Source organism: Delftia tsuruhatensis NBRC 16741, assembly GCF_001571325.1.
In the GTDB taxonomy this organism is placed as follows: domain Bacteria; phylum Pseudomonadota; class Gammaproteobacteria; order Burkholderiales; family Burkholderiaceae_C; genus Comamonas; species Comamonas tsuruhatensis.
Genome location: NZ_BCTO01000013.1, coordinates 173,028 through 187,209 on the forward strand (window position 1 = coordinate 173,028; position 14,182 = coordinate 187,209).

Consider the following 14,182-nt stretch of genomic DNA (forward strand, 5'->3'; position numbering starts at 1 on the left):
GTGTCCGATCCGATCCCCTGCAGAAAATTGCGTCCGCCATGCATCTTGCGAAAACGTCCGCCGGCCAACAGGCATTCAAGGAACGCCATGCCGATCTCTCTCCCCGGCTGCGCTCGGCCTTTTTGCTGTTTGACGGCCAACGCAGCGTGGCGCAGGTGCTGCAGGCCGTTGCCGGCATGGGCGTGACCCAGGACGAAATCCTGGCGCTGGTGGAGCGTGAATGGCTGGCGCCCCGCGATGCAGCCGAACCCCGGCTGGGCGTGGTGGCCGTTGCGGCGCCTGCCGTCACTGCTGCCGCCGCATCGCCGGCCCAGCCTGCCGGCGATGCGTCTGCGCCATCCGAGCCTTCGCTGGCCGTGCGCTACCGCAACGCCTATCCGCTGGCGGTGGCCATCACGGCCAATATGGGGCTCAAGGGATTCCGGCTCAACCTGGCCGTGGAGGCGGCCATGGGCTACGACCAGCTCGTGGCGCTGGCCCCGCGCCTGCGCGAGGCTGCCAGCCCCGCCAGCTATGTGCCGCTGCACGAGGCGCTGTTCGGCAAAGCCCCCTGAGCGAGAAGCCGCCCCCACGCTGTCCTTGCCGCGCAAGGTCCGATGCTCCTGGGGGCATCTTGGGACGGTCCGCAAATGAAAAAAGGCAAGGCGCCTTCGCGCCTTGCCCTTGCGTGGGCCAGCGGGTGCAGGCTCAGACGGCCAGCAGCTCCACGTCGAACTTCAGCGTGGCGTTGGGCGGGATCACGCCGCCAGCGCCGCGTGCGCCGTAGCCCAGTTCGGCCGGGATGATCAGGGTGCGCTGGCCGCCCACCTTCATGCCTTGCACGCCTTCGTCCCAGCCCTTGATCACCATGCCGCCGCCCAGGGGGAAGACGAAGGGATCGTTGCGGTCCTTGCTGGAGTCGAACTTCGCGCCTTGCACGCCGTTGTTGTAGAGCCAGCCCGTGTAGTGCACGGTCACGCTGCGGCCGCGCTGGGCCTCGGCGCCGTCACCCACGACGGTGTCTTCATACTGCAGGCCGGATGCGGTGGTGGTGAAAGCCATGGTGGTATTCCTTGAGAGAGAAACGGTGGGGGAAAAAGACTGTCCGGCGGCAAGAGGGCGAAGGGCCTGGCCGCAAGAATCACTTCTTGGCGCGCGCGGCCACCCAGCGGTTGGCGAATGCCTGCACATCGGACAGGCGCTTGAGCAGGTCCTGGCCGGCCAGCGTCACGGTATAGCCGTCGGAGCCATGCTCCAGCAGCCCGCATTCGCGCAGTTCCTTGATGCGGGTGTTCAGCGTGTTGGGCGTGATGCCGCCCACGCTGTCTTGCAGCAGTCGAAAGGTCTGAGGATGGCCGTCACGCAAAGCCCACAGCACGCGCAACGCGTAGCGGCATTCGAGTTTCTCGAACAGCTGGTTGATGGCGGCGTTTTCCTTGGAGCTCATGACGCTTCTCCTTGCGCAATGGTGTGTGTGAGCCGGCGGGGGCATCCGGGTGGGACGCGCGCCGAGCCAAGTCCCGGGGAACTATAGCTCTGGATCCATTCTGCTACAAGTTTGGTAGCTCAAAACCCACAGCGGCAATGCGCTTCGCTAGAGGAATACGCGAATCTCCGAACCAGTGTTGCAGGCCCGCCACGCAACCTGCCCGCTGGACTTCGGTTTCTCAGCTCTTGAGTTTGAGCAGATAGGTCATGACGCTGGCCGTGGTGTGCTCCAGCTCCAGAAAGCCGCTGAAATCGCGGCCTGCCTGCCACGAAGGCTCCCAGCGGTTCTGCCGCAGGGCGCGCTGCCAGCTTTCGTGCTGGGTCGCCTGCTCCACGGCGCCCAGCAGGGCCTGGGCGCGTGCGGCGCTGACCTGCTTGCCCGTGAAGACGGCGCGCCAGTTGGCCATGTCGGCATCCAGTCCCTGTTCGCGGAACGAGGGCAGGCCGAACAGGCTGCGGCGCGAAGACACGCCAATGGCGCGCAGTCTGCCGCTGGCCAGGGCTTCGCTGAACTCGCTGTAGCCGGACACGCCCATGCGCGCATCGCCCTTGAGCAAGGCCTCTACCACCTGGGCGCCGCCCGGAAAGGGCTTGTAGACCAGTTGCTCGGGCGCCGCCTTGGCGGCGCGCGTGAGCAGGCCGGCAAACATGTGGTCCACGCCGCCGGCCGAGCCGCCCGCAAACGACTGGTGGGCCAGATCGCTGCGCAGCGCGGCGACCAGGTCCTTGGCATTGCGGATGGGGGAGTCGGCAGGCACGGCCACTACCAGATAGTCGCTGGTCAGGCGGGCAATCGGCTGCACGTGCGACATGTTCACGGCCGGCTTTTGCAGCGCCACGGCGCCGACCATGACCATGCCGCCGATCAGCAGCGCATCGGGGTCCTGGCCATGGCGTTCGACAAACTGTGCCAGGCCGATGGTGCCGCCCTTGCCGCCCAGGTTTTCATACTCCACGCGATCTGCCGCGCCGCAGGCCACCAGGGCCGCGCCCAGTGCGCGGCCGGTCTGGTCCCAGCCGCCCCCGGCATTGGCCGGAATGACGATGCGCAGGCTGGCGGCCACGCGCTGGCCCCCGGCGGCAGCGCGCGGCGCATGGGCCGCAGGCGTTGCAGTGGGCGGCGCGGCATGGGCCAGCGGGGAGCACAGCATGGCCAGGGCTGCGCCCTGTGCCAGCAGCTGGCGGCGGTTCTGGCGCGTGCCGTCACCGGAGGGGGCGGCGTTGGCAGTGGTTTGCGAAAAGCTCGGAAGGCGCATGCAGTCTCCAATCGGGTTCGCGCGCCATTGTGGGCGCAAATGAATCAGAAAAGCAGATTATGTAAGCATGTGCGTCAGCTAGTTGACATAACGCAGGCTGTCTGGCGGCATGGGTGCCAGATGCTTCAGGCGAGGGCCCACCGACGGTGCATCGCTGTCCCGGGATGCGTGGGGGCATGCGCGCTCCGGGGGCAAGGAGCGGAGATGGAGCGCCGTGACACAGATGTCGATTAAGCCGGTAAAGCTTGTGTAAATGCGATCAATTCTTATTCGTGGGCGGTAGAATCCCCCGGCCTTTTTCTTTCCTGTGCTCCCCGTGGCCGCCGCCGTGATGGTTGTGGCCGCGTGGTGCTGCCGCCTGCCTCTGTTGCGATGACATCCCCCAAACCGGACCCTCGGCGCCGTTCCTACTGGCTCAAGACACTGCACGAGTGGCATTGGGTCAGCTCTGCGCTGTGCCTGATCGGCATGCTGCTGTTCGCCGTCACGGGGTTCACGCTCAATCATGCGGGGCAGATCGAGTCCAAGCCGCGCATCGTGCGCGGCGAGGCGGCATTGCCGGACGCGCTGCGCGTGCAGCTGGTCCGGCAGCAGGCCAGCCAGTCGCGCGACCGTGCTCCCGTGCCTGCGCCATTTGCGGACTGGGTGCGCGGCCAGTGGGGGCTTGAAGCCGAGGGCCGCGAAGCCGAATGGACGGCCGACGAGCTGTATGTGTCCCTGCCTCGCCCCGGTGGCGATGCCTGGGTGCGCGTGGGACTGGCCGATGGCGAGGCCGAATACGAGCGCACCGACCGGGGTTGGATCGCCTATCTGAACGACCTGCACAAGGGCCGCAACACGGGCGCTGCCTGGAGCTGGTTCATCGATATCTTTGCCGCAGCCTGCCTGGTGTTCACCGTCACCGGGCTGTTCATCCTGAAGATGCACGCGGGCAACCGTCCCTTCACCTGGCCCATGGTCGGCATGGGGCTGGTGATTCCCATGCTGCTGGCCCTCCTGTTGATCCACTGAGAACCGAAAGAGCCTTGCCTATGAATCCGCACTTCTCTCTGCGCTACACCATGGCGCTTGGCGCCTGCCTGGGCGCGGCCCCGGCCTTTGCCGCCGGCCTGAACGTGGGCGTGGAGGTCCCGCGCCTGGATGTCGCCGAGTACCACCGCCCCTATGTGGCCGTGTGGATCGAGCGCGCCGACGCCTCGGTGGCCGCCACGCTGTCGGTCTGGTACGACGTGAAGATGCGCAATGCCGAAGGCACGAAGTGGCTCAAGGACATGCGCCAGTGGTGGCGCCGCACGGGCCGCGACCTGACGCTGCCCATCGATGGCGTGACCAGCCCCACGCGTCCCGTGGGCAAGCACCAGCTGAGCTTCACCGAAGGCGCCAACCCCTTCGCCAAGCTGCCGCCCGGCGAGTACAAGCTCGTGGTCGAGGCCGCGCGCGAAGTCGGCGGCCGCGAAGTGGTCACCGTGCCCTTCAAGTGGCCTGCCGCCAAGGCCGAGCAACTGAGCGCCAAGGGCAGCAGCGAGCTGGGCGAGATCAGCGTCGAGCTCAAGCCTTGAAATTGAAACCCCCTGAGGCCTTGCGCGTCTTCCCCCTCACGAGGCGGGTGACGCCATTGCTGCGGGGCGGCGCGGCCGGCCAGGCCCTTGCCCGGCATCCCTGAACTGGGCCCTGCATGTGGGCGGGCCACGCATCTTGCGGGGCACCCATGTGCCAGCCCCATCCACGAACCAAGGAGAATCTTCATGAAGTCCAAGACCCGCTTTGCCATCCGTCTGGCGGCCAGCCTCGCCATTGCCTGCGGCGCCTTCCAGTCCGCCCAGGCCCACAACCTGTGGCTGCTGCCCTCGACCACGGTGCTGTCCAAGGCCGAATGGATCACGGTGGATGCCGCCGTCTCCAACGACCTGTTCTTCTTCAACCACGTGCCGCTGGGCCTGGACAACCTCGTTGTCTCGGCACCGGACGGCTCGGCCGTCGCGCCGCAGAATGCCCATCGCGGCAAGCTGCGCAGCGTGTTCGACCTGGACCTGCAGCAAAGCGGGACCTACCGCCTGGCCATCGTCAACGACGGCCTGTTCGCCTCCTGGAAGGACAAGGCCACGGGCCAGAACCGCCGCTGGCGCGGCTCGCCCGAGAAGTTCGCCGCCGATGTGCCCGCCGATGCGCAGGACCTGAAGGTGACCCAGTCCGTGGGCCGCATCGAGACCTTCGTGACCGTGGGCAAGCCCAGCGCCGTCAAGGCTTCGGGCAAGGGGCTGGAGCTGGTGCCCGTGACCCATCCCAACGATCTGGTCAAGGGCGAGAAGGCCACCTTCGCCTTCCATGTGGACGGCAAGCCCGCCGCCAACCTGGAAGTCGTGCTGGTGCCCGGCGCCACGCGCTACCGCGACAACAAGGGCGAGATCAAGGCAACGACCGACGCCAAGGGCGAGTTCAGCGTGACCTGGCCCACCGCCGGCATGTACTGGGTGGACGCCGACGCCCAGGACAACAAGACCTCGCTGCCCCAGGCCAAGGAGCGCCGCCTGTCCTATGTGGGCACGTTCGAGGTGCTGCCCTGAGCCTTGCGTCCCCACCCGGGGTCCCGCCCGCGCCTGCGCCCGTGCGCGTGAGCTTCGCGCCCGCCCTGTTGCAGGGCAGCGCAGGCCGGGGCCTCGCCGCGCCTGTGTCCGCGGGCGCGGCGTCCTTTGCCGTCTCCGGCTACGCGCCGCAGGCCGTGCGGCGGGCAGACCCCGCCGCGCTGCAAACACTCACCGGCGAGGCCATGGGCACGACCTGGAGCGTGCGCCTGCACAACCCGGGTTTCCGCCCGCTCGATGAGGCGCGCCAGGCCATAGAGGTTGCGCTGGCCCTGGTCGTGCGCCAGATGAGCAACTGGGAGGCTGATTCCGACATCTCGCGCTTCAACCGCGCAGAGGCGGGCAGCTGGCATGTGCTGCCTGCCGAATTCTTCACCGTGCTGACCTGTGCATTCGATTGGGCGCAGGCCAGTGGCGGCGCCTGGGACCCCACCGTGGGGCCGCTGGTCGAGCTGTGGGGCTTCGGCCCGCGTGCGGAAAAGGCGCAGGGCGCCGGCATCCCCGATGCCGATGCACTGCGGCGGGTGCGCGAGCGCGTGGGCTACCAGCGCATCGTGCTGGACCTGGAGGGCCGGCGCGCGCTGCAGCCCGGCGCCGTGCATGTGGACTTCAGCGGCATTGCCAAAGGCTATTCGGTGGACCTGGTCGCCGAGCACCTGCAGGCGCTGGGCCATACCGATTTCCTCGTCGAGGTGGGCGGCGAGCTGCGGGCCTGCGGTCAGCGCCCTGGCAACCAGCCCTGGCGCGTGGCCGTGGCCAGCATGGCGGACCAGTCCACGCCGCTGGCGCTGCCGTTGCGCGACATGGCCATCGCCACCTCGGGCGACCACTGGCATGCCTTCGAGCAGGGCGGGCGCCGCTACTCCCACACCATCGATCCGCGCAGCGGCGAGCCCGTGGCGCACGGCCTGACCAGCGTCACCGTGCTGCATGCCGAATGCATGCAGGCCGACGCCCTGGCCACCGTGCTCACCGTGCTGGGGCCGCGTGCGGGCCTGGACTTTGCCGAGCAGCACGGCGTGGCCGCACTGCTGTGCGAGCGCACGGCGCAGGGCCCTGCCATGGCGATGACCACGGCGTTTGCCGCGCTGGCGCCGTGAGCGCCCCTAACCTTTTCTGCACCGTGTAGATTTTCCGGTCACGCCATGTCCCTGTCCGAATCCTGGCTGCGCATACTCGCAGCCGCTGTCCTGGTACTGCTGTATGTGGCCATGTGCGCCGCCATCTGGTGGCGCGAGCGCCGCCAGCGCGCGCGGGCGCAGCACGAAGCCGCGGCGCTGGCCTCGGCGCGCGAGGGCGCGCTCCCCCTGCTTGTGGCCTATGCCAGCCAGACGGGCCAGGCAGAGGAGCTGGCACGCGAGACTGCGCGGCTGCTGCATACGGCCGGTGAGAGCGTGCATCTGTGCGCCCTCGATGCCGTTGATGTGAAGCTGCTGGCGCAGACCCAAAGGGCGCTGTTCATCGCCAGCACCTATGGCGAGGGCGATCCGCCCGACAACGCAGCCCTGTTCCTGGCGCACTCCATGGCGCAGGCGCAGGACCTGTCCCATCTGCAATACGGCCTGCTGGCGCTGGGCGACCGGCAGTACGCGCAGTTCTGCGGCTTTGGCCGCGCGCTGGACGGCTGGCTGCGCGCCGCAGGCGCCAGCCCCTGGTTCGAGCGCATCGAAATGGACAACGGCGCGCCCCAGGCGCTGACTGCCTGGCAGCACCAGCTGACCCAGATCAGCAGCCTGGGCGACATGCCGGCATGGGAGATGCCGGTATTCAGCGAATGGACGCTGGCCGCGCGCCGGCATATGAACCCGGGCAGCGCAGGCGAGCCGGTGTTCCACATCGAGCTGCAGCCCCCTGCAACGGAGGCCGCGCTGTGGGAGTCCGGCGACCTGGCGCAGGTCTGCATTCCTGCGGACCCGCAGCATCCGCGCGAGTACTCCATCGCCTCCATCGCCCAGGACGGCTGCGTGCACCTGCTGGTGCGCCAGGCGCGGCGCGAGGACGGCTCGCCGGGCCTGGCCTCGGGCTGGCTCACGCAGGGCGCGCCCCTGGGGGCAGCCATCACCCTGCGGCTGCGTGCGCACCGCAATTTCCGGCTGGAAGACAACCTGCAGCGCCCGCTGGTGCTGATCGGCAACGGCACGGGTCTGGCCGGCCTGCGCAGCCACCTGCGTGCGCGTGCCGCAGCAGGCCTGGGGCCCAACTGGCTGCTGTTCGGCGAGCGCAATGCCGCGCATGACCGGCTCTATGGCGACGAGCTTCAGGCCTGGTGCGAGGGCGGCGTGCTGCAGCGCCTGGACCTGGCTTTCTCGCGCGATCGCAGCGAAGGCGTGCCGCGCGCCTATGTGCAGGACCTGCTGGCGCAGTCCGGCGATATGCTGCGCCAATGGGTGGCGCAGGGCGCCGCCATCTATGTGTGCGGCAGCCTGCAGGGTATGGCCCAGGGCGTGGACCAGGCGTTGCACGCCGTGCTGGGTGAGGCGCAAATGGACCAGCTGGTGCGCAGCGGCCGCTACCGGCGTGACGTGTATTGAGGTGGTGAGAGCAGCTTGCGCCAGCGCAAGCATTGGTGCCGTCAGCGCTTTCTGCTCCTAGGAACGTAGCATCCGTGCGACAGATAAATCCTATTGTGATCATGAGAATGGAAATGATTCTCAATGTTCATATAATTTCGTTACATATCCCCATCCCATCGCATAACCAAAGATTTCAAAGCGAGTTGCACGGGCCTCACAGCCCGTTTTCCGTTTCTGGAGTGTTTGCATGTCGTATCGCGATCTGCGCGGCGTTCTTCCGTCGCGTCCTTCCCCTCTGGCCCTCCTGGTGGCCGCCATCTGTGCTTCGGGTGCCGCATCGGCACAGACCCCATCGCAAAGCAATGCGGCTGCCGCCACCGAGTTGCGCGAAGTCGTGGTCTCTGCCTCGGGCTTCGAGCAGGACATCAAGGAGGCGCCGGCCTCCATCACCGTCATCCCGCGCGAGGAACTGGCCAAGGGCCGCTTCGGCAGCCTGACCGACGCGCTGGAGAGCGTGGAAGGCATCGACGTAGGCGCCCCCGCGGGCAAGACCGGCGGCCTGAACATCAGCATCCGCGGCATGCCCAGCGACTACACGCTGGTGCTCATCGACGGCCGCCGCCAGAATTCGGCCGGCAATGTCACGCCCAACGGCTTTGGCGAAACGCAGACCAGCTTCATGCCGCCCATCGGCGCCATCGAGCGCATCGAGGTCATCCGCGGCCCCATGTCCACGCTCTACGGCTCCGACGCCATGGGCGGCGTGATCAATATCATCACGCGCAAGGTCGGCAAGACCTGGACGGGCAGCGTCAGCGCCGACTACACGCTGCAGCAAGAGTCGGAGTTCGGTGATATCAAGTCCGGCAAGTTCTACCTGAGCGGCCCCATCAAGGAGGACCTGCTGGGCCTGTCGATCCGCGGCAGCACCCAGCGCCGGGCCGCTTCGGACATCACCTATGCGGGCGCCAACGGCCAGCCAGCCGTTCCCATCATGGGCGGCAACCCCGTCAAGTCCGAGATCAACAACCTGGGCCTGCGCCTGGCGCTCACGCCCAACAGGTACCACGACATCACGCTGGACCTGGACTCGGGCCGCCAGACCTATGACAACTCGCAGGGCCAGTTGGGCACGCTGGGCACGGGAGGCTACAGCCCCGAGCAGAAATACAACCGTGACCAGCTCACGCTGGCCCATACCGGTCGCTACGGCTTCGGAACCTGGGACACCAGCTTCATGGTCAACCGGACCGAGACCATCGGCCGGACCATTCCCCGGGGAACCCCGGGCGCGACGCCAGGTGCCGCGCGCACGCTAGAGGTGGAAAGCAAGGTGCTGGACAGCAAGCTGGTCCTGCCCTGGGGTGCCCACCTGACCACGCTGGGCGGCCATTGGTGGGATGCCGAGATGAAGGACGGCGTGGCGCCGAACAAGTTCGCCTTCACGCAGAAGGCCCTGTTTGCCGAGGACGAATGGAGCCTGACCGACGCCTTCAAGCTCACCATGGGCGCGCGCTATGACCGCCACAGCCTCTTCGGCGGCAAGCTCAGCCCGCGCATCTACGGCGTGTGGAATGCCGCGCCGCAGTGGACCGTGAAGGGCGGCGTCAGCAACGGCTACAAGACGCCGCGCGTGGAGCAGCTGGCGCCCGGCATCAACGGCTTCGGCCAGCAGGGCCGCCTGCCGCTGGTGGGCAGCCCCAACCTCAAGCCAGAAACCAGCCGCACCACCGAACTGGGCGTCTATTTCGACAGCCCCACGGGCTTTGCGGGCAGCGCCACGGTGTTCAACAACGAGTTCAAGGACAAGATCACCAGCGGCCCGGGCCTGATCAACTGCGACTTTGCGGCAGCGCCCAATCGCCCCGGCTGCGTGAGCTTCGGCGACTGGCCGCTGGTGGATGCCTTCGGCCAGTCCATCAACGTGGACGAGGCCGTCACGCGTGGCCTGGAGCTGAGTGCGCGCATGCCGCTGGCGCGCGGCTGGAACGCCAGCGCCAACTACACCTTCACCAAGAGCGAGCAAAAGAGCGGCCCCAACCGTGGCAACCCGCTGAGCGACACACCCAGGCACGCGCTCAACGCCCGCCTGAACTGGGAGCCGGGTGCCCAGTGGAACCTGTGGCTGCGCGCCGAGTACCGCAGCGAGCGCTACCGTGACCCCGGCACCAGCGCCAGCTCCCAGGCCGCCAAGGCCGCGCTGGGCAACTACAAGGCCTATACCCAGTTCCACCTGGGCGGCAGCTACCGCGTGAGCAAGCAGTTCACCATCAACGCGGCCATCTACAACCTGTTCAACAAGGATTTCGTGGACTACCAGCCCTACAACGTACCGGGCCAGGTCCAGGGCACCGTGATCTTTGGCAACCGCTACGCGAACAACCAGGAAGGCCGCCGCCTATGGGTGTCTGCCAACTACGAGTTCTGAGGCGGGTTCCGGGGCGCCTGGCTGGCCTGCACGCGTGAAGGGGCCAGCCTGACCAGCACCTGCAGCGTGCGGTTCAGCGGCACGGGCACGCCCAGGGCCTCGCCGCGCCGCACCACGTAGCCGTTGAGGTGATCGATTTCGCTGGGCTTGCCCAGCGCCAGGTCCTGGGCGGTGGACGAAAACTGGCCCGGCATGGTGGCCGGCAGGCCGCGCACGGCAGCGGGCACGTCGCCGGGCAGGGCCACGCCGTCGGCCCTGGCCACGGCCAGGCATTCGGCCACCACGTCGTCCACCACGTCCGTCACGCCGGGCGACTGCACCAGCGGGCCGTAGGGCAGCTGGCACAGCGCCGACAGCGCGTTGTAGGCGCAGTTGATCACCAGCTTGGCCCACAGCGCGCCGCGCACGTCGGGCGATACCTGCACGGCAATGCCTGCCTTGCCAAACTGCAGGGCCACCTGTTCACTGAGTGCAGACGGCGCAATGACCAGCTCGCCGCGGCCGAAATGGCGCACATGGCCGGGGCCGGCCATGGCCGTGGCCACGTAGACCACGGCGGCGGTCACGGCCACGGACGGGCCCAGCACGGCGCGCACGCGCTCGTCGTTGTCCACGCCGTTTTGCATGGTCAGCACCAGGGTGCCCGGCGCCAGGTGCGGCTGCATCTCGCGGGCCGCTTCCTCGGTGGCCGTGGACTTGACGCAGAACATCACCACATCGGCATCGCGCACGGCGCTGGCCTCGGTCGATGCCTGCATGGGCACCTGGATGTCCAGCGCCGCCGTCTCCAGCCGCAGGCCATGCTGCTGCACGGCCTGCACATGGGCGGGGCGGCCGATCAGCGTGACCTGGTGGCCGGCGCGCGCCAGCAGCGCGCCGAAATAGCAGCCCACGGCGCCTGCGCCCATGACGGCGATGCGCAGCGGTTCGGAAGGAGAGGGGAGGCGGGCGGAAGAAGCGTCCATGGTGCAGATCGGATGGGCCTTTGATGGCGCCCAGTCTAGCCAGGCTGCCGTCGAAGGCCCATGCCGTCTTCCCTGCCGGGTGCCATTGCGGACGTCAGGCAACCCTCATGCCGTCTGCAGGCACAGGTACTTGGTCTCCAGGTATTCCTCGATGCCGTGGCGCGAGCCCTCGCGGCCCAGGCCGGACTGCTTGACGCCGCCGAAGGGCGCGACCTCGTTGGAGATCAGGCCGGTGTTGATGCCCACCATGCCGTACTCCAGCGCGCGCGACACGCGCCAGATGCGGCGGTTGTCGTTGGTGAACAGATAGGCGGCCAGGCCGTAGATGGTGTCGTTGGCGCGGCGCACCACTTCGTCCTCGTCATGGAAGCGGAACAGCGGCGCCAGCGGGCCGAAGGTCTCTTCCTCGCAGACTTGCATGCTGTCGTTCACATCGGCCAGCAGCGTGGGCTCGAAGAACAGCTGGCCCGGCACCGGGCGCCTGCCGCCCGCCAGCAGGCGCGCGCCCTTGGACAGCGCATCGGCCACATGGCTTTCCACCTTCTGCACGGCCGCCTCGTTGATCAGCGGGCCATGGGTCACGCCGGGCTCCAGCCCATTGCCGACCTTGAAGCCCGCCATGGCACGGGCCAGGCGGCGGGCCAGTTCGTCGTGGATGCCGTCCTGCACATAGATGCGGTTGGCGCACACGCAGGTCTGGCCGGCGTTGCGGAACTTGGAGGCCACGATGCCGGCCACGGCCTGGTCGATGTCGGCATCGTCAAACACGATCAACGGTGCATTGCCGCCCAGCTCCAGCGACAGCTTCTTGACCGTGTCGCTGCACTGGCGCATCAGCAGCCGCCCGGTGGCCGTGGAGCCCGTGAAGCTGAGCTTGCGCACCACGGGGCTTTGCGTCAGCGCCTGGCCGATGTCCTGCGGATGGCCGGTCAGCACCTGGAAGACGCCGGCGGGAATGCCGGCCTCCTCGGCCAGCACGGCCAGGGCCAGGGCCGTGAAGGGCGTGCTTTCGGCCGGCTTGACCAGCATGGTGCAGCCGGCGGCCAGCGCCGGGCCGGCCTTGCGCGTGATCATGGCGGCCGGGAAATTCCAGGGCGTGATGGCGGCGCACACGCCAATGGGCTCGCGCAGCGTGAGCAGCTGCTGGCCTGCGTTGGGCGACTGCAGCAGCTCGCCGTCCACGCGCTTGCCTTCCTCGGCAAACCATTCGATGAAGGAGGCCGCATAGGCGATCTCGCCGCGCGCCTCGGCCAGGGGCTTGCCCTGCTCCAGCGTCATCAGCCGCGCCAGATCGTCCTGGTGCGCCAGCATCAGGTCGAACCAGCGGCGCAGGATGCCGGCGCGCTGCTTGCCCGTCAGCGCGGCCCAGGCGGGCAGGGCACGCTGTGCGGCGGCGATGGCGGCCTCGGCCGCGCCGGCCTGCAGGGCGGGTACCTGGCCCAGGCGCTCGCCCGTGGCGGGATTGAAGACATCGATGGCGGGGCCGGAGCCCACGGGGTGCCAGCCCTGGGCAAGCAGGCAGGCCTGGCGGAACAGATCGGGGCGTTGCAGTGAAAGACTCATGGTGCGGGAAGGCTCAGGCTGTGGAATGGATTCAGGCCGCGACCGGCTGGGGCGCGGTCTGGGTGATGGCGTTGGCGATGATGTCCAGCGCCTTGCCGAACAGCGGCTCTGGAATCGTCAGCGGATAGAGGAAGCGGATGGCGTTGCCGTACAGGCCGCAGGTCAGCAGCAGCAGGCCTTGCTGCTGCGCACGCTGGACGATGGCGGCCACGCGCTGCGCGTCCGGCGCACCGCTGCCGGGAATGTGGAATTCCACGGCCAGCATCGAGCCCAGGCCGCGCACTTCGGCGATGCCGGCATCCTGCGTCTGCAATGCCTGCAGGCGCGAGCGCAGCTGGCTGCCCAGTGCCAGGGCCCGCTCGCACAGGCGCTCTTCATCGATCACATCGAGCACGGCATGGGCCGCGGCCACGGCCAGCGGGTTGGCGGCGTAGGTGCCGCCCAGGCCGCCGGGATGGGGTGCGTCCATGATGGCCGCGCGGCCGACCACGCCCGAGATCGGCAGGCCGCCGCCCAGGCTCTTGGCCATGGTGATCAGGTCGGGCCGCACGCTGTAGTGCTCCATGGCAAACAGCTTGCCCGTGCGTGCAAAGCCGGTCTGTACCTCGTCGGCGATCAGCAGCATGCCGTGCTGGTTGCACAGCTGGCGCAGGCCCGTGAACAGCGCGGCAGGCAAGGGGTTGAAGCCGCCTTCGCCCTGTACGGGCTCCACGATGATGGCTGCCACGCGCTGCGGGTCCACCGAGGTCTTGAGCAGCATGGCAATGGCGTCCAGCGACTGCTGCACGCTGATGCCCTGCACATCGCTGGGGAAGGGCGCGTGGAAGACTTCGCCCGGCATGGGGCCGAAGCCCTGCTTGTAGGGCGCCACCTTGCCCGTCAGCGCCATGCCCAGCTGGGTGCGGCCGTGGAAGGCGCCCTGGAAGGCGATCACGGCCGAGCGGCCCGTGGCATGGCGGGCGATCTTGACGGCGTTTTCCACCGCCTCGGCGCCCGTGGTGAAGAAGGCGGTCTTGGCCGGGCCGTCGATGGGCGCCAGTGCATTGATGCGCTCGGCCAGCGCAATCGCGCTTTCATAGGGAACGATCTGGAAGGCCGTGTGCGTGAAGCACTCCAGCTGGCGCTGCACGGCCTGCACCACGCGCGGATGGCGGTGGCCCGTGTTGAGCACGGCAATGCCGGCCGCGAAGTCGATGTACTGGCGGCCCTCGGCATCGGTCAGCAAGGCGTTGTCGGCCTGCACGGCGTGGAAGCCGCACATCACGCCCACGCCGCGCGGCATGGCGGCGGTGCGCCGGCTCTGGAGTTGCTGGTTGACGGACGAGGCTCTGGTGGTGTCGTTGGTGGCGGCGCTGGACATGGGAAGGTCTCCGTTGAGGTGGCTGCAATGCTTACGGTTATAGTGGCG

At 68.2% G+C, this 14,182-nt stretch carries 13 protein-coding genes; 7 read left to right on the forward strand and 6 right to left on the reverse strand.

Annotated elements, in window-relative coordinates; genetic code table 11:
• Positions 1-38: 38 nt before the first annotated feature.
• On the forward strand, positions 39-554 hold the full coding sequence (locus DTS01S_RS06090; protein ID WP_034364171.1) for a hypothetical protein: 516 nt from the start codon (positions 39-41) through the stop codon (positions 552-554).
• A 133-nt stretch (positions 555-687) separates the two neighbouring features.
• Here the strand turns inward: DTS01S_RS06090 and DTS01S_RS06095 are convergent, their stop codons facing one another.
• From DTS01S_RS06095 to DTS01S_RS06105, 3 genes are all read right to left on the reverse strand, one after another.
• A complete protein-coding gene (locus DTS01S_RS06095; protein ID WP_012206859.1) occupies positions 688-1,041 on the reverse strand; it encodes an FKBP-type peptidyl-prolyl cis-trans isomerase in 354 nt (117 codons plus the stop codon).
• Between the two features lie 79 nt (positions 1,042-1,120).
• Positions 1,121-1,426, reverse strand: a complete 306-nt coding sequence (locus DTS01S_RS06100) for a winged helix-turn-helix transcriptional regulator (RefSeq protein WP_012206858.1) — start codon at positions 1,424-1,426, stop codon at positions 1,121-1,123.
• A 220-nt stretch (positions 1,427-1,646) separates the two neighbouring features.
• Positions 1,647-2,723, reverse strand: coding sequence for a Bug family tripartite tricarboxylate transporter substrate binding protein (locus tag DTS01S_RS06105; RefSeq protein ID WP_016447597.1), 1,077 nt, complete (start codon positions 2,721-2,723; stop codon positions 1,647-1,649).
• Positions 2,724-3,095: 372 nt separating this feature from the next.
• On the opposite strand from DTS01S_RS06105, the gene DTS01S_RS06110 reads away from it, so the two are divergent.
• The 6 genes from DTS01S_RS06110 to DTS01S_RS06135 all read left to right on the forward strand — a co-directional run bounded on the left by DTS01S_RS06110 (position 3,096) and on the right by DTS01S_RS06135 (position 10,246).
• Entirely contained in the window at positions 3,096-3,734 is a 639-nt protein-coding gene (locus DTS01S_RS06110; RefSeq protein WP_026062185.1) for a PepSY-associated TM helix domain-containing protein, read from the forward strand.
• Between the two features lie 20 nt (positions 3,735-3,754).
• A complete protein-coding gene (locus DTS01S_RS06115) occupies positions 3,755-4,282 on the forward strand; it encodes a DUF2271 domain-containing protein (protein WP_016447595.1) in 528 nt (175 codons plus the stop codon).
• A 186-nt stretch (positions 4,283-4,468) separates the two neighbouring features.
• Positions 4,469-5,287 (forward strand): DUF4198 domain-containing protein, encoded by an 819-nt coding sequence (locus DTS01S_RS06120; protein ID WP_061287444.1) that lies wholly within the window; start codon positions 4,469-4,471, stop codon positions 5,285-5,287.
• Between the two features lie 41 nt (positions 5,288-5,328).
• Positions 5,329-6,405, forward strand: coding sequence for an FAD:protein FMN transferase (locus tag DTS01S_RS06125; RefSeq protein WP_017404122.1), 1,077 nt, complete (start codon positions 5,329-5,331; stop codon positions 6,403-6,405).
• Positions 6,406-6,450: 45 nt separating this feature from the next.
• Positions 6,451-7,836: a sulfite reductase subunit alpha gene (locus DTS01S_RS06130; RefSeq protein ID WP_017404123.1), complete on the forward strand. Its 1,386-nt coding sequence runs from the start codon at positions 6,451-6,453 to the stop codon at positions 7,834-7,836.
• 229 nt (positions 7,837-8,065) lie between these two features.
• On the forward strand, positions 8,066-10,246 hold the full coding sequence (locus DTS01S_RS06135) for a TonB-dependent receptor domain-containing protein (protein WP_061287445.1): 2,181 nt from the start codon (positions 8,066-8,068) through the stop codon (positions 10,244-10,246).
• On the opposite strand, the gene DTS01S_RS06140 is transcribed toward DTS01S_RS06135, so the two are convergent.
• The 3 genes from DTS01S_RS06140 to gabT form a co-directional block, all read right to left on the reverse strand.
• Entirely contained in the window at positions 10,234-11,211 is a 978-nt protein-coding gene (locus DTS01S_RS06140) for a ketopantoate reductase family protein (RefSeq protein WP_017404125.1), read from the reverse strand. The two genes, DTS01S_RS06135 and DTS01S_RS06140, sit on opposite strands and share 13 nt — an antisense overlap.
• A 105-nt stretch (positions 11,212-11,316) precedes the next feature.
• Positions 11,317-12,774 carry an NAD-dependent succinate-semialdehyde dehydrogenase gene (locus DTS01S_RS06145; protein ID WP_017404126.1) on the reverse strand — a complete coding sequence of 486 codons (1,458 nt, stop codon included), beginning with the start codon at positions 12,772-12,774 and terminating at the stop codon, positions 11,317-11,319.
• Positions 12,775-12,805: 31 nt separating this feature from the next.
• Complete coding sequence (gene gabT / locus DTS01S_RS06150; RefSeq protein WP_061287446.1) at positions 12,806-14,134, reverse strand: 4-aminobutyrate--2-oxoglutarate transaminase; 1,329 nt, start codon at positions 14,132-14,134, stop codon at positions 12,806-12,808.
• Positions 14,135-14,182: the final 48 nt, after the last annotated feature.